This is a genomic window from Sinorhizobium fredii USDA 205 (assembly GCF_001461695.1).
GTDB classification, from domain to species: domain Bacteria; phylum Pseudomonadota; class Alphaproteobacteria; order Rhizobiales; family Rhizobiaceae; genus Sinorhizobium; species Sinorhizobium fredii.
Genome location: NZ_AUTC01000157.1, coordinates 44745 through 61835, shown reverse-complemented (window position 1 = coordinate 61835; position 17091 = coordinate 44745). Strand labels below are relative to the sequence as shown.

Below are 17091 nucleotides of genomic sequence, written 5' to 3'. Positions count from 1 at the left end.
AAATGTGCTTGAATTGAGCGGGAACTGATCCTATTTTAATACTGCATAGATCAAAATAGGATCGAGCTTTGTTATGATAGCTGTCGATTTCCAGATTCCGGCGGCGCGCTTCGGAGACGACCATTCTCCGTTCCTGTCGGCGCGCCTTGTCGCCGATCGGCTGGGCGTCACGCTTGCCGAACTTTCCAAGCTGATTGGCGTCGCGCGCAACACGCTGACGGCAAAGTCCGGCGCGCGAAAGGTCGACAGCGCCTTGAGCAAGGTCGTTCGCATCCTTGCCATGGCCTCCGAGATGGCCGGCGACGAGGCGCGTGCCGTCATCTGGTTCAAGCATCAGCCGATTCCCGGCTGGGCCGGCAAGACCGCATATGATCTGGTCGGCGAAGGCAAGGCCGACAAGGTTCTTGCCTATCTCGAGTCGATCCGCGCCGGCGTCTACGCCTAGCGAATGAAGAAAAGTCTGAGCGGCCCGTCCTCCTCCCAGCCCGACTTGGACGTGGCGAGGATGGCCGAGCCGATGACGCTCTGGCGCGCCTTTGTCCCGCGCTGGGCCCATATGCCGCTCTCCGGCGACGGGGCCGCCCGCTTTGGTGGCCGGTGGAATCCGGTCGGCATGCCGACGATCTACGCGGCGCGTGAACTTTCCACCGCCTGGGCGGAGTATAATCAGGGCTTCGTCCAGCACCCGGCGCTGATCGTGCAACTCGAGCTTCGCGACGCAAAACTGGCCGATCTCACGGATGGCGATGTTCTCGCCGAGTTGGGACTAGACGAGGCAATCCATCGCTGCGAATGGCGCGACGAACTTGACAAGGGCTTGGTCCCGCAGACGCATAAGACCCACACCGATCTTTTGAAGCGCGGCTACGACGGCGTGATCTACCCCTCCTACATGTCGCCCGGAGGCACCTGCGTCGCCCTCTGGCGCTGGAATGGACGGGGCAGGCCGCGGCTCGACGTCATCGATCCGGAAGGTCGGCTGCCGAAGTCGCCCGCATCGTGGCTTTAGGACGAGGCATCGTCAGCCAAGAACTTTGCCGGGGTTGAGAATACCGTTCGGATCGAGCGCCGCCTTGATGCGCCGCATGACCTCGATCTCCGCCGGGCTGCGGGAGCGGTCGAGAAAGTCGCGTTTCAAGGTGCCGATGCCGTGTTCTGCGGAAATCGAGCCGCGATAGCGGTCGACCAGGGCGTAGACGATCCGGTCGACCTCATGCAGCGTCTGCTCATTCGCGCCCGGCGCCGAGAAAGCGATGTGCAGGTTGCTATCGGCGACATGGCCGAAGAAGGAGACATGGGCCGAGGGAAAGGCCGCGCGGAGGGCGGCGTCGCACTCCTGCGCGAAACCGCCAATCGCGCCGATCGGCAGGCTGACGTCGAGGTTGACGAGAGAGGGCAGCCGGTCGAGCCCGCGGCCTTCGCGGACCCGCCAAAACGTCTGGGCCTCCTTTTCCGACTGCGCGATCAACGCATCCGCAATCAATCCTTCTTCCAGCATCTGGCCGAGGGAGGCTTCAAAGCCCTCGCGCTCGTCATCGCGGCCACGCGTATCCTGTTCGATGATGACGGCGAAGGCGGGCGGCGCTTCGAAAAACCGCAGACCTTCCTCGGCGCAATTGAAACCGAAATAGCTTTGCCACATCGCCTCGAAGGCCGACAGGCCCGGGAACTGTTGCTGCGCCCGCTTGAGTACGGCAGTGACACCGGCATAGCTTTCGAGGGCGCAAAGGGCGGTCAGACGGCCCGCCGACAGCGGACGGAGCCGCAGCACGGCGCGGGTGATGATGCCGAGCGTGCCCTCCGATCCGATGAAGAATTGCCGCAGGTCGTAGCCGGTGTTGTTCTTCACCATCTTGTTCAGCGAGGAGAGTACGGTTCCATCGGCAAGCACGGCTTCGAGGCCCAGCACGTTGTCTCGCGTCACGCCGTGGCGGATGACCCGGATGCCGCCGGCATTGGTGGCGAGATTGCCGCCGATCTGGCATGAGCCGCGCGCGCCGAGGTCGATCGGCAGCAGGAAACCGGCCTCTTCGGCGGCGCGCTGCGCCACTTCTAGCGGCGTTCCGGCAAGCACCGTCATCGTCGCGGCGGCGCTGTCGATTTCCTCGATCCCGGTCATCCGCTCCAGGGAGATGACGATGTCGTCGGCTTCAGGATTGGCGCCGCCGGCAAGACCGGTCATGCCGCCCTGCGGCACCACGCTCTGGCGGTGCTCGTTGCAGATTTTCAGGGCGGTTGCGACTTCGGCGACGCTTGCCGGGCGAACGACGGCTTTCGGTAGGCTGCGGCCGGCGAGACTCGCATCGCTACGATAGCGTTCGCTGATGCGGTCCCCGGTCAGCACCACGTCGCCGAGGATTCGGACAAGCTCTTCGATGACGGTCATGCGGCGGCTCCAGGCGCAAGGGGGAGAACGGCATCGGCTTTCGATCCCGGCCAGGGCTCTCGCTTTGATAGAACAGACTGCACGCCGGCACCAGCGCGTGCCGCGTCGTAACGCGGCACGCAGGCGACGCTGGTCAGGTGCCGGTGCGCGCCAGCTGGCTGGCTGGCTCTTCCACGGGTTGCGCGGCTGCAATGTCGCCTTCCTTGCGGAAAAGCTTCCATTTGGTCGGGCGGAATGCGACGCGGGTGTGGTCGGTCGACGAGGCGCGCTCCGGCGGCAGCTCGATCTCGACCGGCGGATGGGCCCTGCCGAGATCGATCTCGAGGTGACGGGTGCCCGCGACCCGCCGGCTCGCCGTCACGAGGCCAGCGAGACAGCCGCCGCAACCGTCTATGAGCTCGATGTCGTGCGGGCGGAAATAGAGGGTGGCCGCCCCGTCCGGCTCGTTGGCGGCGCGCAGGCCGATCGGCCGGTCCTCAAACCAGATTTCGCCGCTTGAAAGCGTGACGTTGATGCAATTCGACTGGCCGATGAAGCCATACACGAAGGGCGAGACCGGGTGGTCGTAGATGTCGTCGGGCGTGCCGACCTGCTCGATTGCACCCTTGCTCATCACCACGACTCGATCGGCGAGCTCAAGGGCCTCCTCCTGGTCGTGGGTGACGAACACCGTTGTGTGACCGGTGCGGTCGTGGATTTCCCTCAGCCATTTGCGCAGTTCCTTGCGCACCTGCGCGTCGAGCGCGCCGAAGGGCTCGTCGAGCAGCAGCACGTTCGGCTCCACGGCCATGGCGCGGGCGAGCGCCACGCGCTGACGCTGGCCGCCGGAAAGCTGGGCCGGGTATCGCTTTTCGAGGCCGGAAAGCTGCACCAGTTCGAGCAGGTCCGTGGCCCGACGGCGGATCTCGGCGGCGGGCGGCCGCCGGCTGGATGGCCTGACCTTCAGCCCGAAGGAAACGTTGTCGAGCACGGTCATGTGCCGGAATAGTGCATAGTGCTGGAAGACGAAGCCGATGTTTCGCTGCTGCACGCTCTTCTTCGAGGCGTCATCGGCGCCGAAGAAGATCGTACCGTCGGTCGGGCTCTCGAGCCCGGCGATCAGCCGCAGCAGTGTCGTCTTGCCCGAGCCGGAGGGGCCGAGCAGCGCGATCAGCTCGCCGGACCGGATGTCGAGCGAGACGTCGTCGAGCGCCGGGAAGCGGCCGAATTCCTTGCGTATGTTCTGGACGCGGACTTCCATGGATGTATGGACCTTTCAATGCCTACGGCTGGCAGCGATCTCGTCGCTGTAACGAAGTTCAAGCGCCGTCTTCAGGACGAGCGTCACCAGCGCCAGAAGCGCAAGGACTGCCGCCACCGCGAATGCGGCGACGAAATTGTACTCATTATAAAGGATTTCGACCTGCAAGGGCATCGTGTTCGTTTGGCCGCGAATGTGCCCGGAAACCACGGACACGGCACCGAACTCGCCCATCGCCCGGGCGTTGCAGAGCAGCACGCCGTAGAGCAGGCCCCATTTGATGTTCGGCAGCGTCACATGCCAGAAGGTCTGCCAGCCGGTCGCCCCGAGCGACAGCGCCGCCTCCTCGTCGCTCGTACCCTGCTCCTGCATCAGCGGGATGAGTTCGCGGGCGACGAAGGGAAAGGTCACGAAGACGGTGGCGAGCACCAGGCCCGGCACGGCGAAGAGAATCTGAATGCCGTGCTTCTGCAGGAAGGGACCGAGGGCACTGTGACCGCCGAAGAGCAGGACGAAGACGAGACCGGAGATCACCGGCGACACGGAGAAGGGCAGGTCTATCAGCGTCGTCAGGAACGCTTTGCCCTTGAACTCGAACTTGGCGATGGCCCAGGCGGCCGCCACTCCGAAAACCAGGTTCAGCGGGACGGAGATCGCGGCGACGATGAGCGTCAGGCGGATGGCCGAAAAGGTCTCGGGATCGCGAAGCGCCGTCGCGAATTCGGCCGGTCCCTTGCGAAACGCTTCGATGAAGACGGTCGCGAGCGGCAGGACGAGGAAAAGGGCAACGAAACCGAGCGCGACTATAATCAGCGTTCGACGCGCAAATCGCGTTTCCGAGGTCGCCGCTTTCACGAGTTTGGATGGCGCCGCCGATGGCGCCGTGCTGGTGTCAAGCGCCATTGCTGTATCTCCGTCTGCTCCAGGCCTGGATCGAGTTGATGACGAGCAGCATGATGAAGGAGAGGAACAGCATCACCGTGGCGATTGCGGTCGCAGCGGGATAATTGAACTCCTCCAGACGGATGATGATCAGCAGCGGTGCGATCTCCGAGACATAAGGTAGATTACCGGCGATGAAGATCACCGACCCGTATTCGCCGACGCCGCGGGCAAAGGCAAGCGCAAAGCCGGTCAGGCCGGCCGGAAGCAGACCCGGCAGCAGGACCCGGCTGATCGTCTGGTAGCGGTTGGCCCCGAGCGTCGCGGCCGCCTCTTCGACCTCCTTGTCGATTTCCTCCATGACGGGCTGAACCGTGCGCACGACGAAGGGCAGGCCGACGAAGACGAGCGCCACGACGATGCCGGCCGGCGTGAAGGCGATCTTGATGCCGAGCGGTTCGAGGAACGACCCTATCCAGCCATTCGGCGCGTAGAGCGCCGTCAAGGCGATGCCGGCGACCGCCGTCGGCAAGGCGAAGGGCAGATCGACCATGGCGTCGATCACCCGCTTTCCCGGGAAGCGATAACGCACCAGCACCCAGGCGAGGATGACGCCAAAGAACAGGTTGACGACAGCGGCGATGAAGGCGGTGCCGAAGCTGATCGTCAATGCATTGACGGTGCGCTCGTCAAGAACCAATGCCATGAAACTGGACCAGCCGAGGCCGCTCGAGCGCCAGATCAGGCCGGAGAGAGGAATGAGAACGATGAGGGTAAGCCATGTCAGTGTGACGCCGAGCGCCAATCCGAAACCCGGAATGACACTCGGCTGCCGAAACCGCCATCGCGTGCTGCTGCGAAAGGCCATACGATATTATTGTCCCGGCTTGTAGATTTGGTCGAAAAGCCCACCATCGGCGAAGAACTTCGGCTGAGCTTCCTTCCAACCGCCGAATTCGTCAATAGTGACCAGTTTGAGATCGGCGAAGCGGGCCGTGTCCTTCGGGTCGGCAAGCTCCGGCTTGAACGGCCGGTAGTAGTGCTTGGCGACGAGCTTCTGGCCGGCATCGCTGTAGAGATAGGCGAGATAGGCTTCGGCCACCTTGCGGGTGCCCTTGGCATCGACATTGCCGTCGACAAGCGCCACCGGCGGCTCGGCCTTGATCGAAATCGAAGGCGTGACGATCTCGAAATTGTCGGGGCCGAGTTCCTCGAGAGAAAGATAGGCTTCGTTCTCCCAGGCGAGCAGCACGTCGCCGAGGCCACGCTGAACGAAGGTGGTGGTTGCGCCGCGCGCCCCGGTATCGAGGACCGGAACGTGCTTGAAGAGCTGCGTCACATATTCCTGCGCCTTGGCATCGTCACCGCCGTTGGCAGCACGTGCCCAAGCCCAGGCGGCGAGGAAGTTCCAGCGGGCACCGCCCGAGGTCTTCGGGTTCGGGGTGATGACCTGGATGCCTTCCTTGGTCAGATCACCCCAGTCCTTGATACCCTTCGGGTTTCCCTTGCGGACTAGAAAGACGATCGTCGAGGTGTAGGGGGCGCTGTTGTTGTCCAGGCGGGTTTTCCAGTCGGCCGGGATTTTGCTGGTCGCCTTTGCGATGGCATCGATATCGGCTTCCAGCGCCAGCGTCACGACATCGGCTTCGAGCCCGTCGATCACCGAGCGGGCCTGCTTGCCCGAGCCACCATGCGACGTCTGGATGGTGACGGTTTCACCCGTGTCAGCCTTCCATTTTTCCGCAAAGGCAGCATTGAAGTCCTTGTAGAGTTCCCGTGTCGGATCATAGGACACGTTCAGAAGTGTGGTATCTGCGGCAGCAAGGCCGATCGAGCCCAGCTGCAGGCTTCCGACCAAAAATGCTAGTTTCACCATTCCGGCAAGTTTCTTCGAACTCATGTCGACCTCCATCCTTTGCCAGATAAAACTATCAATTTAATCGACTATCTCAACGCAAACATATGACGCCAGCGACCGGATTCGGGAAATGTCGTATCCTTGTTCAAGCATTTCCCGAAATTCCGTGCCCGCTGCCGGACTCAAGCCTCCAATCGAGACGGCAGGAGAATCTCATTCTTAGGGCTGCGCTAATATAACCGTATTTTCGGCATCTTGCGCTTGAGGTGGAACGAGAGTGCTCGCCGATCGTCGCCCTGGCGACGTCACGCGCGCCTCGAGCCTCGGGAGATTTGGACTGGTTAAAGGACGCGGCCGCGCGCAACGACGGTCCACTGAGCCTTCGGGTCGCCCCCTTCGATGATATGGACGGCGTCGACCATGTTGGTCACCACGCAGGCGTGGTTCGGAACGACGCGAAGCTGTTCGCCGACGTTGAGGCCGATAGGCCCGTCGGAAACCAGGCGGCCATGTTCTTCCGAAAGCTGGTCGATGCGGATGTCGTCGCGGCCGAGCACGTGGCCATAGCCCGACAAGCCGAGGAGATCGGAGGTCAATACCTTGCTGCCGGCATCGATGATAGCCCGGTTCGGCGCCGGGACGGAGACGACCGTCGCAAGCACGGTGAGCGCGCAGTCGTCCCAAGTCGCGACGCCGCGGGCGACGAGGGAACGATCGTTGTAGATATAGGTGCCCGGCCGATATTCCGTTGCAACCGGCGCCTCGGCCGCCTCCATCATGCTCGGCGTGCCGCCGGATGTGATGATCGGGACCTGCAACCCAACCGCCTTGATCAGCCGCCTTGCCTCGCTCATGAAGGACTGCACCCGCGCCGCGCCGCCGACCGGCGGATAGGTCATCAGCCCGCCAAACCGCAGGCCGGGTGCCCCGGCAATGCGTCGCGCAAGGGCGGCCGCCTCTTCTGGGGTTGCGACCCCGCAGCGATCGGCGCCCGTATTGCATTCGACGAACACGGTGAGCGGCTTCGGCGCGCCGGCGAAATAGTCCGACATTCCGTCGGTCACGGTCGCGTTGTCCGCCACGACACTCAAGCTCACCCGCGCGTTCAGCCTGGCCAGGCGCGCGAGCTTTGCTTCTCCGAGGATGTTGTAGGTGATCAGCACGTCCTTGATCCGCGCGCTGCCATTAACCATCGCCTCCGCTTCGGAAACCTTCTGGCAGGTTATGCCGATGGCTCCTGCCTCGAGCTGCAATTCTGCCATCTGCGGCAGCTTGTGCGTCTTGATGTGCGGACGCACGCGGATGCCGTGCCGATCGGCATAGGCCTGGAATGCCTGGACGTTGCGGCGGGCAATGTCGAGATCGACGAGCACGGCGGGCGTTTCGATCGGCAAGGTCATCGGGCTTGGTTCCTCCCACGCGAAGTCACGGATGGCGAATCTCGCCGATGCCGCTTGACAAGTTATGCCCCGAGGCATTTGATAGGTCAATCCGGTATTGAGGACGCATGTCCAATATAACGGACACAACAATTCACCGGGAACGAAAATGGGGAGATCTCCGATGATCAAGACAATCGCCATCGCTGCGAGCCTCGCAGTCGCGGCGCTCGCCGCCCTGCCGGCGCATGCGCAGCAGCCTTCCAGTAAACTCGATGAGGTTCTGGCGCGCGGCCGCCTCATCCTCGGCACCGGCAGCACCAATGCGCCGTGGCACTTCAAGAGCGCCGAGGACAAGCTGCAGGGCTTCGACGTCGACATGGGTCGGATCATTGCCAAGGCGCTGTTCGGCGACCCGGACAAGATCGAATATGTCAACCAGTCGTCGGACGCGCGTATTCCGAACATCACCACCGACAAGGTCGACATCACCTGCCAGTTCATGACCGTCAGCGGCGAACGCGCCCAGCAGATCGCCTTCACCATTCCTTATTATCGCGAAGGTGTCGGGCTGATGATGAAGGCCGACGGAAAATATGCCGACTACGCCGCGCTGAAGGCCGCCGGCTCGTCGGTGACCATATCGGTGCTGCAGAACGTCTATGCGGAGGACATGGTCCACGCGGCCCTGCCGGAAGCGACAGTCGACCAGTATGAATCCGTCGACCTCATCTACCAGGCGCTCGAATCCGGCCGCGCCGATGCGGCAGCGACCGACCAGTCGTCGCTCGCCTGGTACATGATCCAGAACCCGGGCCGCTACAAGGATGCCGGCTACGGCTGGCATCCGCAGACCTATGCCTGCGGCGTCAAGCGCGGCGATCAGGACTGGCTGAACTTCGTCAACACGGCACTGCACGAAGCCATGACCGGGGTCGAGTTCGACTTCTACGCCAAGTCGTTCAAGACCTGGTTCGGCAAGGACCTGGCCCCGCCGCAGATCGGTTTCCCGGTCGAGTACAAGTGAGCCTTTGTCATCGGCGGCTCCGCCTAGGCGGGGCTGCCGATCGCATAGCTTGGAATGGCTTCGCCCATGACCTATTCATTGAACTTCGCGGCTGTCTGGCGCTCGTTCGACTTGCTTCTCCAGGGGCTGGCGCTCAGCCTTGGTCTCGCGGTCGTGGCGATCCTCGCCGGTTGCGTCATCGGACTGATCACCGCCTTCGGCCTCGTTTCCAAGAGCGTCCTGCTGCGAAAACCGGCCGGTCTCTACGTGACGATCATCCGCAACACGCCGATCCTCGTGCTTGTCCTCTTTAGCTATTTCGCCCTTCCCGAGCTCGGCGTCCGGCTCGGGAAGATCGAGAGCTTCGTGCTGACGCTGGCGATCTATTCCGGCGCCTATCTGGCCGAAGTGTTCCGCGGCGGCCTGATCGCCGTGCCGCCGGGCCAGCGGGAGGCGGGGCTGGCGATCGGACTTACCGAGATGCAGATCCGCACCTCGATCATCATCCCGCTGATGCTGCGCAACGTCCTGCCGTCGCTGGGCAGCACGATGATCTCGCTGTTCAAGGACACCTCGCTTGCCGCCGCGATCGCCGTGCCGGAGCTGACTTTCGAGGCGCGCAAGATCAATGTCGAGACCTTCCGTGTCATCGAGACCTGGATCGTCGCGAGCTGCCTCTACGTAGCAACCTGTTCGCTGCTGGCTGCGCTGATGCGCGCCGTCGAGCGGCGGCTCGCCGTTCCGAGGTGATCGCCATGGATTTCGGCTTCATCGATCAGCTCTGGGTCGCCCGCGTCCCGCTCCTCAAGGGGCTCGGCGTGTCGGTCTCCATCTCGCTCCTCTCGATCGTTGTCGGCACGGTTCTGGGCGTTTTCGTAGGCTTGGCGCTCACCTACGGCTACAGACCGGTAAAGTGGCTGGTGCGCGGCTATACGGATTTCATTCGCGGCACGCCGGTGCTCGTCCTGGTTCTCGCGAGCTACTATGTGCTCAGCACCGTAGGCATCGATCTCGGGCCGTTCCAGGCCGGCGTGCTGGCGCTCGCCGTCTTCTGCAGCTCGCATGTCGGCGAACTGGTGCGCGGTGCGCTGCAGTCGATCCCCAAGGGCCAGACCGAGGCGGCGAAGGCGATCGGGCTCACCTTCCCGCAAACCTTCGCCTATGTGCTGGGGCCGCAGGCGCTGCGCCAGGCGCTGCCGGCCTGGGTCAATACGGCGGCGGAGATGGTCAAGGCATCGACGCTGCTGTCGATCATCGGCGTCGGCGAACTGCTCCTGCGGACGCAGGAGGTGATCTCCCGCACCTTCATGAGCCTCGAATTCTATTTCTTCGCGGGCTTCCTCTATTTCGTCATTAATTACGGCATCGAGCGCTTCGGCCGCTACGTCGAGCGCAAGACCGCCGTCCCGTCGTGAGGAATCCGATGACCAGTCTTCTTGAAATCCGCGATCTCCACAAGCGCTACGGCACGGTCGAGGTGCTGAAGGGCGTCGACTGCTCGATGCGCCAAGGCGAGGTGATCAGCATCATCGGCTCCAGCGGCTCCGGCAAAACGACGATGCTTCGCTGCATCAACATGCTGGAGGAGTTCCAGGGCGGCACCATCGCGATCGACGGGCAGGAGATCGGCTACGAGACGGCCGACGGGGTGCGCCGCCGCAAGCCGGAGCGGGAGATCGCCCGCCAGCGGGCGCTGACCGGCATGGCCTTCCAGCAGTTCAACCTCTTCCCGCACATGACCGCTGCCGCCAACGTCATGCTGGGCCTCGTCAAGGTGAAGAAGATGAGCCGCGACGAGGCAAGGGCGCTGGCGGAGAAATGGCTCGACCGCGTCGGTCTGCTTTCCCGCAAAGACCATTATCCCGGGCAGCTTTCCGGCGGCCAGCAGCAGCGCGTCGCGATCGCCCGCGCCATCGCCATGAACCCGAAGCTGATGCTCTTCGACGAGGTAACCTCGGCGCTCGACCCGGAACTCGTCAACGAGGTCCTACAGGTGATCAAGGCGCTCGCCGAGGACGGCATGAGCATGCTCATCGTCACCCACGAGATGCGCTTTGCCTACGAGGTCTCGTCGCGGGTGATCTTCATGAACCAGGGGCGGATCGGCGAGGAGGGCAATCCGCGCGAGATGTTCCTGAAGCCGAAGACCGAACGGCTGGCCGAATTTCTGAAAACCTCGGCGTTCAACTGATCAACAAGTGTGCAAGAAAGAAGTGGAGTGACGTGTGACGATCAAGCGTTATGGAACGGGCGAAACCGGTGCAGGCAAGCAGCCCTTGCCCTTTGCGCGCGCCGTCGAGGCGAATGGCTGGCTCTATGTCTCCGGACAGGTCGCCATGGAGAAGGGCGAGATCGTCGGCGGCGGCATCGTCGTCGAGAGCCGCAAGGCGATCGAGAACATGATCGCCATCCTGGATGAGGCCGGCTACGGCGTCGAAGACATTGTCAGGGTCGGCGTCTGGCTCGACGATCCGCGCGACTTCTGGACGTTCAACGGCGTCTATGCGGAATATTTCGGCAAGAACCCGCCGGCGCGCGCCTGCGTGCAATCGCGCATGATGGTCGACTGCAAGGTGGAAGTTGACTGCGTCGCCTACAAGGCTAAATGAGGTGAACCGGGTGCGCCTCGAGCGCGCCCGACCAACACAATCGAGGGCGCGATGGCGGAGGCGGAAGACACGATCAATCGCAGGGCACGAGGTCTCGACCGGGCGTTCGAGATCCTCGATTTTCTGCGCCTGCAGCGTCAGCCCCTGCGTCCGAACGAAATCGCGCAGGGGATCGGCGCACCGCGCTCGTCGGTCTATGAACTCGTCAACCTGCTTCTCCGCCAGGGCGTCATCGAATATCGGGGCGACGACGGTCGCGTCTTCCTCGGCCGCAAGCTCTATTTCCTCGGCGCGGCCTATGCGGAGCAGTTCGACCTGATGCGCGAGAGCGAGCATCTGCTCGCAAGGGTCGCCGAGGAGACGCGCGAAACGGCGCAGATGTGCCAGCTCGAGGGCAACAAATACGCCGTCGTCCTGATGAACGAGGGCAACCGCCCGTTCCGCATTTCCACCAATATCGGTGATCCGGTCGCCATTCCGTGGACCGCCTCCGGCCGCCTTCTCGTTGACCACATGAGCGACGCGGAGATCCTGGCCTTCATCCCGGAAGAGGATTTCGTGCTGCCGAGCGGCAAGCGCCTCGATCCGGCCGAGTTCATCTCTCAGGTGCGCGAGGCCAAGAAGGACGGCTTTTTCACCTTCAACAGCATTGTCGACAGCTTTACCCACTGCTTCGCCGTGCCGGTCTACGACGCGGAAGAAATCTGCATTGCCACCCTCTGCTTGGTCGCGCCGAAGGAGGACGGTCTGCGCAACCGCGATGCCTATCTTCGGGTGTTGGTCGATGCGGCGGGCGAATTGTCGGAGAAGCTTGGTTATCGCCACGATCGGACGCCATCGGTGCGGGCCGCCACGGCCCGCTGAGGGACGCCTGGGCGATCATTTCGCCAGAAGCGAGCGGCCGTCGTCGGGATCGAAGAGGTGCAGCGCGGCTTCGTCGAAAGAGAAGACCTGTGTCGATCCGGGCGCGAGCGACGTCCGCGGCGGCAGGCAAGCGGTGATGCGCTGCTCGCCGATCCTGGCGGTCGTCACCAGTTCCGGGCCGGTCAATTCCATGACTTCGACGAGGGCCGTCAGGCGAATGCCCGTTGCATCGGGAGTGGCCAGCCGAAGTGCCTCGGGCCGGACACCGACTTTTACGCGGCGCCCTGCAGCCCCGGCGCTGATTAAAGATTCGGGCAGAGGGAACACCTCTTCGGTGCCGGCAATCCTTAAGCCGCGTCCGGTCAATTCGGCATCGAGGATGTTCATCGGCGGCGAGCCGACGAAGCCGGCGACGTAAAGTGTCGCCGGCCGGTCGTAGATCTCCTCCGGGGTGCCGAGTTGCTCGATGCGACCGTCGCGCATGACGGCGATGCGGGTGGCGAGCGTCATCGCTTCGATCTGGTCATGCGTCACATAGACGACAGTCGTCTTCAGCATCTGGTGCAGGCGCTTCAGTTCCGTCCGCATCTCCATGCGGAGCTTGGCGTCGAGGTTCGACAGCGGCTCGTCGAAGAGGAAGACCTGCGGATTGCGCACCAGCGCCCGGCCGATGGCGACCCGCTGGCGCTGGCCGCCGGAAAGCTGGCTCGGCTTGCGGTCGAGCAGGTTCTCGATCTGCAGCAGCTTTGCGGTGTCGCGCACCGCCTTCTCCCGCTCGGCCGCCGGTACCTTGCGCATCTCGAGGCCGAAGCCGATGTTGCGGGCGACGCTCATGTTCGGATAGAGCGCGTAGGACTGGAACACCATGGCAATGTCGCGGTCCTTGGGATGGGCGCCGAGGACTGAATGCTCTCCGATCAGGATGTCGCCGCCGCTCGGCTCGGCGAGTCCGGCAATGATATTCAGAAGCGTGGACTTGCCACAGCCGGACGACCCGAGGAGCACCAGGAACTCGCCGCTTTCGAGCACGATGTCGATGCCCTTCAGCGTTTCCACATCTCCGTAGCGCTTCTGGATGTTGCGGATTTCGACTGCGCTCATTGACGGGTCTCTTGAACAAGGGCGGAAAGTGGCTCGCCGTAGCTGCGCGGCAGGGTGGAGATCGCTTCGGAGGCGACAGTCACGCCGGTTCGAAGGCAGGCCTCCAGCGGCATCTCGGCGGCGAGCGCCGCCAGGAAGCCGGCATTGAAGACGTCGCCGGCGCCGATCGTATCGACGACCGCGACGCGCGGCGCGGCGACAGAGTATTCCCGACCGTCGCCGCCGATAGCGAGCGCCCCGTCGGGACCGCGCTTGACGACCATGATCGCGTCGGCGGGCATCTCGGCCTTGAGGCTCCGCGCCGCTAAGAGCGGGTCGAATTGGCTGGTCAGAGTGGTGGTTTCCACTTCATTGAAGAGCGCACAATGGCAGCGCTTCAGCCAGCGGATGGTCTTTTGCTTGTTGGCCTCCGTCCAGCCTTCGAGTGGCCAGCCGGTATCGAGTGCAACGGCGATATCGTGCACGTCCGCCCAATCGAAGAGCTGGTCATAGGCAAGGGTCAGCGCATCGGTCAGGAACGCTCCGGAAAGCAGGGCGAGCCCGCCGCGAAGGCGGCTTCCGTCGAGCATCGCGCGTACCTCTTCGAAGCTGAAGAGCGGCAGGTGACCGCGCGTGGTGAAGAAGGTGCGCTCGCCATCCGGATGGGTGATGCCGACGGAGAGCGTCGAGCCGACGGCTTCGACCGGCCAGTGGCGCGACCGCGCGCCGAACGCCTCCTTCAGCCAGGTGCCGAACTGGTCGTTGCCGACATTGGCAGCGATCTCGTAGCCGACGCCAAGCGACTCCCAGGCAAGCGCGCTGTTGCCGGCGCAGCCGCCGACCCTCAGCTCGTCATGATCGACGATGATTTCCGTGCCCGCCTTCGGCCAGGGTTCGGCCGGGCCGAGGATGAGATCAATATTGACGTTGCCGATGACTGCCAGCGGACGCATTTCTTTACTCGCTTCGAGTGACTTTGGTGGATCGCAGCGGCGTGCCCGCATTTTCGACGCGGGCGTCGGCAAAGGCGATCATGAGGGCTTGCGCCACCGGCAGCATGGCGAAGATCGCCGCCATGCCAGCCGACGGCTTGAATGGAATTGTCGTCACGCCTGCGATCGGCGGTTCGCCCGATGCATCGAAGACGACGACCGGCGAACCGGCTTGGGCCGCGGAAACAGCCATTGCGGCAACGAGCCCGGCGGTCGGGTCGGCGGCGCGGAAGAGGATGACGCCGACCGAGGGCCCCAGCATCTCCATCGGCCCGTGCCGCAGCTGCCCGCCTTCAAGCGAGAAGCAGGGCAGGCGCGACAGTTCGGCGAGGCCGAGTGCGATGGCCTCGGCGAGGCCCTGCAGCCGGCGGCCGGAGGTAACGACGGCGCGAACGTCGGCGAGCCTTTCCAGCGCGGCTTCGATATCGGGCGCTTCGGGTGCCTTGATGGCAGCTAGTGATTCCGCCGGGTCGTCACCAAGGGCGGAAAGGATTGCGAAATGCAATGCAAAGCTGATTGTCAGGCTTCGGGTGGCCGCGAAAGCCTGTTCGCTGCCGCCCGCGCCGACAAGCGAAGGCACCGCTTTCGCAAGAAAGGAGTTCGCCTCGAGCGTCAGGCCGAATGTTTCCGCCGTGCCGCCATTCGTTTCCTCGAACCAGCGCCGCACCTCGGCGCTTTCGCCGGATTGCGAGGTGATCAGAATGGTCCTGCCATCAATGGCCAAGGGCTGGCCGAGCTGTTCGGAAAGCGGCAGGGCGACGGCGTCGATGCCAGGGGCGCGATAGAGCGGCTCGACGGCACGGCCGACCGCATGCGAGCCGCCCATGCCCAAGAGCAGAAGCCGGCCGGTGGACTGCAGCGACGCGGCGATCCGTGGCGCAAGCGCCGACGCTCCCTCATAGGAAGCAAGGGCATCGGCGTGCTGGCGGGCCATCTCGCGATCGATTGCGACGAGCCCGTCTGGACGTTGCTTCGAGCTACGCATGATCATCCCTTTACACCGCCGCTGGTGAGCCCGGAAATCAGGGCGCGTTGCATGACGAGGCCGATCAGCACCGGGGGCAGGGCGGCGAGCACCCCGGCGGTTGCGATCAGCCCGTAGTCGGAAACACGGCCGCCGGCCAGATCGGCAATGGCGACGGTCAAGGTTTTGGCGCGCAGGTCGGAGGTGAAGAGCAGCGCGTAGAAGAACTCATCCCAGGCAAGCAGGAAGGCGAAGAGCGCCGAGGTCGCCATGACGGGGGCGGCGAGCGGCAGCGTCAGCAGCCTGAGGATCTGATCGAGCCGCGCGCCGTCGATCATTGCGGCGCTCTCGATCTCCCTCGGGATGGCATCGAAGCCGGATTTGAGGAGCCAGGTGGTGAAGGGTGCGAGAATGGTCAGGTAGACGAGCGCCAGCCCGAACACCGAGTTGAGCAGGCCGAAATAGGCGAGGCCCATATAGAGCGGCACGGCGAGTGCCACCGGCGGCAGCATGTAGGTGGCGATCACCGCATAGAGCGACCAGGAGACGGCGGGCGTGCGCGACACCGCCCAGGCGGCCGGGACGGCGACCGCGATTGCAGCGAGCGTTGCCATGCCGGCGACCTGAAGGCTGTTGACGAGCGAGGCGATGAAGGCGGCGCCGGCGCTGTTTTCGACGGCTGAAAGCAGCGTGCGATAACGGGAGAGGTCGATCTCGCTCGGCCACCAGTTGAGCGGCTTGGCGCTCAGATCGGCGGCCGGCGAAATGCTCATGATGAACAGCCAGACGATCGGCGCCAGGATCACAGCCGTGAGAAGCAGGGCGCTCGCATAGACGAAGGCAGTGAAGAGCGGGTTCTGGCGTTCCATCACGAAGCTCCTGCGGCCCTGCGAAGCAGCGCGGCATAGGCAACGGCGAGAACGGTGACGAGCAGGGTAACGATCAGCGCCAGCGACGCCCCGGAACCGGCCCTCTGGAACGAGAAGGCTTCCTGATAGACGAGGATCGACAGCGTGCGCGTGCTGTTTGCCGGTCCGCCGCGCGTCATCACCCAGATGATGTCGAACACCTTGAACGCCTCGATGGTGCGCAGCACCAGCGCGACAAGCAGAGGGCCGGCGAGATAGGGCATGACGACGAAGCGGAACCGATTGAACGGACCGGCGCCGTCGACGAGTGCAGCGGCCGTAATGTCCCGCGGAACGGCCTGCAACGCGGCCAGCGCAATCAGCGCCACGAGCGGAAAATTCTTCCAGCAATCCGCGATGATGAGGGCGGTAAGTGCCGAGCCCGGTTCGCCGAGCCAGGAGCGATAGCTGTCGATCAGGCCGAGCTGGGTAAGCGCCGCGTTGAGCGCGCCATACTCCGGATTGTAGATCAGCCGCCAGAGCGTCGCGTTCACCACCGTCGGCAAGGCCCAGGGCAGGATCATCAAGGCTCTGAGCGCCGCTCGGCCGCGGAACTGCTGATTGAGGAGAAGGGCGGCAAACACGCCGAGTACCATCTCGGCAGTGACCGAGACAACGGCGAACCAGGTCGTCGTAACGAGCGCCCGCTGGAAGTTCGAACCGGTCAGCATCTTGGCATAATTGTCGATGCCGACGAAGCTTCCCGCCGTGCCGACTAGCTTCGCATCGGTAAAGGAAAGCCGCACCGTGTCGACGAGCGGCCAGCCGATCACCGAAACCATCACCACGAGCAGCGGCAGCATCAGCAGCCAGGCGCGTGTTGAAATCCAGTTGGCCGACATCGGTGAACCTTCGCTTGGCTGTGATCGAGATCGCGACGAGATCGCACAAGGAAAGGTCCCGCACGAGGTGCGTGCGGGACC

Annotated in this window: 19 protein-coding genes; 8 read left to right on the top strand and 11 right to left on the bottom strand. The window is 63.8% G+C overall.

What is annotated here, in order from left to right:
- Positions 1-73: 73 nt before the first annotated feature.
- Positions 74-445 carry an MbcA/ParS/Xre antitoxin family protein gene (locus tag N181_RS22305; RefSeq protein WP_037431986.1) on the top strand — a complete coding sequence of 124 codons (372 nt, stop codon included), beginning with the start codon at positions 74-76 and terminating at the stop codon, positions 443-445.
- Between the two features lie 60 nt (positions 446-505).
- Positions 506-1009, top strand: a complete 504-nt coding sequence (locus N181_RS22300; RefSeq protein ID WP_370008866.1) for an RES family NAD+ phosphorylase — start codon at positions 506-508, stop codon at positions 1007-1009.
- 12 nt (positions 1010-1021) lie between these two features.
- Here N181_RS22300 and N181_RS22295 read toward each other — a convergent pair whose 3' ends face one another.
- The 6 genes from N181_RS22295 to N181_RS22270 all read right to left on the bottom strand — a co-directional run bounded on the left by N181_RS22295 (position 1022) and on the right by N181_RS22270 (position 7766).
- Entirely contained in the window at positions 1022-2386 is a 1365-nt protein-coding gene (locus N181_RS22295) for an FAD-binding oxidoreductase (protein WP_037431984.1), read from the bottom strand.
- A gap of 133 nt (positions 2387-2519) precedes the next feature.
- Positions 2520-3626, bottom strand: a complete 1107-nt coding sequence (locus N181_RS22290) for a sulfate/molybdate ABC transporter ATP-binding protein (protein ID WP_037435550.1) — start codon at positions 3624-3626, stop codon at positions 2520-2522.
- A gap of 15 nt (positions 3627-3641) precedes the next feature.
- A complete protein-coding gene (gene cysW / locus N181_RS22285) occupies positions 3642-4529 on the bottom strand; it encodes a sulfate ABC transporter permease subunit CysW (protein WP_037431979.1) in 888 nt (295 codons plus the stop codon).
- On the bottom strand, positions 4519-5376 hold the full coding sequence (cysT, locus tag N181_RS22280) for a sulfate ABC transporter permease subunit CysT (RefSeq protein WP_037431978.1): 858 nt from the start codon (positions 5374-5376) through the stop codon (positions 4519-4521). Before cysT ends, cysW begins: the two co-directional genes overlap by 11 nt.
- 6 nt (positions 5377-5382) lie before the next feature.
- A complete protein-coding gene (locus N181_RS22275; RefSeq protein WP_037431982.1) occupies positions 5383-6408 on the bottom strand; it encodes a sulfate ABC transporter substrate-binding protein in 1026 nt (341 codons plus the stop codon).
- A gap of 299 nt (positions 6409-6707) precedes the next feature.
- Complete coding sequence (locus N181_RS22270) at positions 6708-7766, bottom strand: D-TA family PLP-dependent enzyme (RefSeq protein ID WP_037431976.1); 1059 nt, start codon at positions 7764-7766, stop codon at positions 6708-6710.
- 163 nt (positions 7767-7929) lie between these two features.
- Between N181_RS22270 and N181_RS22265 the strand changes: the two genes are divergently transcribed.
- The 6 genes from N181_RS22265 to N181_RS22240 all read left to right on the top strand — a co-directional run bounded on the left by N181_RS22265 (position 7930) and on the right by N181_RS22240 (position 12224).
- Entirely contained in the window at positions 7930-8772 is an 843-nt protein-coding gene (locus N181_RS22265) for a transporter substrate-binding protein (protein ID WP_037396219.1), read from the top strand.
- Positions 8773-8838: 66 nt separating this feature from the next.
- A complete protein-coding gene (locus N181_RS22260) occupies positions 8839-9501 on the top strand; it encodes an amino acid ABC transporter permease (RefSeq protein ID WP_037396216.1) in 663 nt (220 codons plus the stop codon).
- A 5-nt stretch (positions 9502-9506) separates the two neighbouring features.
- On the top strand, positions 9507-10166 hold the full coding sequence (locus tag N181_RS22255; protein ID WP_037396212.1) for an amino acid ABC transporter permease: 660 nt from the start codon (positions 9507-9509) through the stop codon (positions 10164-10166).
- Between the two features lie 8 nt (positions 10167-10174).
- On the top strand, positions 10175-10942 hold the full coding sequence (locus tag N181_RS22250) for an amino acid ABC transporter ATP-binding protein (protein ID WP_037431974.1): 768 nt from the start codon (positions 10175-10177) through the stop codon (positions 10940-10942).
- Positions 10943-10976: 34 nt separating this feature from the next.
- A complete protein-coding gene (locus tag N181_RS22245) occupies positions 10977-11360 on the top strand; it encodes a RidA family protein (protein WP_037396206.1) in 384 nt (127 codons plus the stop codon).
- A 51-nt stretch (positions 11361-11411) separates the two neighbouring features.
- A complete protein-coding gene (locus N181_RS22240; protein ID WP_037431973.1) occupies positions 11412-12224 on the top strand; it encodes an IclR family transcriptional regulator in 813 nt (270 codons plus the stop codon).
- A gap of 15 nt (positions 12225-12239) precedes the next feature.
- Here the strand turns inward: N181_RS22240 and N181_RS22235 are convergent, their stop codons facing one another.
- Genes N181_RS22235 through N181_RS22215 form a run of 5 tightly spaced genes read right to left on the bottom strand, consistent with a single transcriptional unit; the run spans position 12240 to position 17010 of the window.
- A complete protein-coding gene (locus tag N181_RS22235) occupies positions 12240-13325 on the bottom strand; it encodes an ABC transporter ATP-binding protein (RefSeq protein ID WP_060563893.1) in 1086 nt (361 codons plus the stop codon).
- Positions 13322-14257 (bottom strand): PfkB family carbohydrate kinase, encoded by a 936-nt coding sequence (locus N181_RS22230; protein WP_037431967.1) that lies wholly within the window; start codon positions 14255-14257, stop codon positions 13322-13324. Before N181_RS22230 ends, N181_RS22235 begins: the two co-directional genes overlap by 4 nt.
- A 4-nt stretch (positions 14258-14261) precedes the next feature.
- Entirely contained in the window at positions 14262-15287 is a 1026-nt protein-coding gene (locus tag N181_RS22225) for an SIS domain-containing protein (RefSeq protein WP_172901069.1), read from the bottom strand.
- Positions 15284-16129 carry a carbohydrate ABC transporter permease gene (locus N181_RS22220; RefSeq protein WP_037431965.1) on the bottom strand — a complete coding sequence of 282 codons (846 nt, stop codon included), beginning with the start codon at positions 16127-16129 and terminating at the stop codon, positions 15284-15286. Before N181_RS22220 ends, N181_RS22225 begins: the two co-directional genes overlap by 4 nt.
- Positions 16129-17010, bottom strand: a complete 882-nt coding sequence (locus tag N181_RS22215; protein WP_037431964.1) for a carbohydrate ABC transporter permease — start codon at positions 17008-17010, stop codon at positions 16129-16131. Before N181_RS22215 ends, N181_RS22220 begins: the two co-directional genes overlap by 1 nt.
- Positions 17011-17091 lie beyond the last annotated feature (81 nt).

Coding starts and splice junctions, on each gene's coding strand:
- N181_RS22305 (WP_037431986.1), top strand. CDS start 74: ATGATAGCTGTCGATTTCCAGATTCCGGCGGCGCGCTTCGGAGACGAC.
- N181_RS22300 (WP_370008866.1), top strand. CDS start 506: ATGGCCGAGCCGATGACGCTCTGGCGCGCCTTTGTCCCGCGCTGGGCC.
- N181_RS22295 (WP_037431984.1), bottom strand. CDS start 2,386: ATGACCGTCATCGAAGAGCTTGTCCGAATCCTCGGCGACGTGGTGCTG.
- N181_RS22290 (WP_037435550.1), bottom strand. CDS start 3,626: ATGGAAGTCCGCGTCCAGAACATACGCAAGGAATTCGGCCGCTTCCCG.
- cysW (WP_037431979.1), bottom strand. CDS start 4,529: ATGGCGCTTGACACCAGCACGGCGCCATCGGCGGCGCCATCCAAACTC.
- cysT (WP_037431978.1), bottom strand. CDS start 5,376: ATGGCCTTTCGCAGCAGCACGCGATGGCGGTTTCGGCAGCCGAGTGTC.
- N181_RS22275 (WP_037431982.1), bottom strand. CDS start 6,408: ATGAGTTCGAAGAAACTTGCCGGAATGGTGAAACTAGCATTTTTGGTC.
- N181_RS22270 (WP_037431976.1), bottom strand. CDS start 7,766: ATGACCTTGCCGATCGAAACGCCCGCCGTGCTCGTCGATCTCGACATT.
- N181_RS22265 (WP_037396219.1), top strand. CDS start 7,930: ATGATCAAGACAATCGCCATCGCTGCGAGCCTCGCAGTCGCGGCGCTC.
- N181_RS22260 (WP_037396216.1), top strand. CDS start 8,839: ATGACCTATTCATTGAACTTCGCGGCTGTCTGGCGCTCGTTCGACTTG.
- N181_RS22255 (WP_037396212.1), top strand. CDS start 9,507: ATGGATTTCGGCTTCATCGATCAGCTCTGGGTCGCCCGCGTCCCGCTC.
- N181_RS22250 (WP_037431974.1), top strand. CDS start 10,175: ATGACCAGTCTTCTTGAAATCCGCGATCTCCACAAGCGCTACGGCACG.
- N181_RS22240 (WP_037431973.1), top strand. CDS start 11,412: ATGGCGGAGGCGGAAGACACGATCAATCGCAGGGCACGAGGTCTCGAC.
- N181_RS22235 (WP_060563893.1), bottom strand. CDS start 13,325: ATGAGCGCAGTCGAAATCCGCAACATCCAGAAGCGCTACGGAGATGTG.
- N181_RS22230 (WP_037431967.1), bottom strand. CDS start 14,257: ATGCGTCCGCTGGCAGTCATCGGCAACGTCAATATTGATCTCATCCTC.
- N181_RS22225 (WP_172901069.1), bottom strand. CDS start 15,287: ATGATCATGCGTAGCTCGAAGCAACGTCCAGACGGGCTCGTCGCAATC.
- N181_RS22220 (WP_037431965.1), bottom strand. CDS start 16,129: ATGGAACGCCAGAACCCGCTCTTCACTGCCTTCGTCTATGCGAGCGCC.
- N181_RS22215 (WP_037431964.1), bottom strand. CDS start 17,010: ATGTCGGCCAACTGGATTTCAACACGCGCCTGGCTGCTGATGCTGCCG.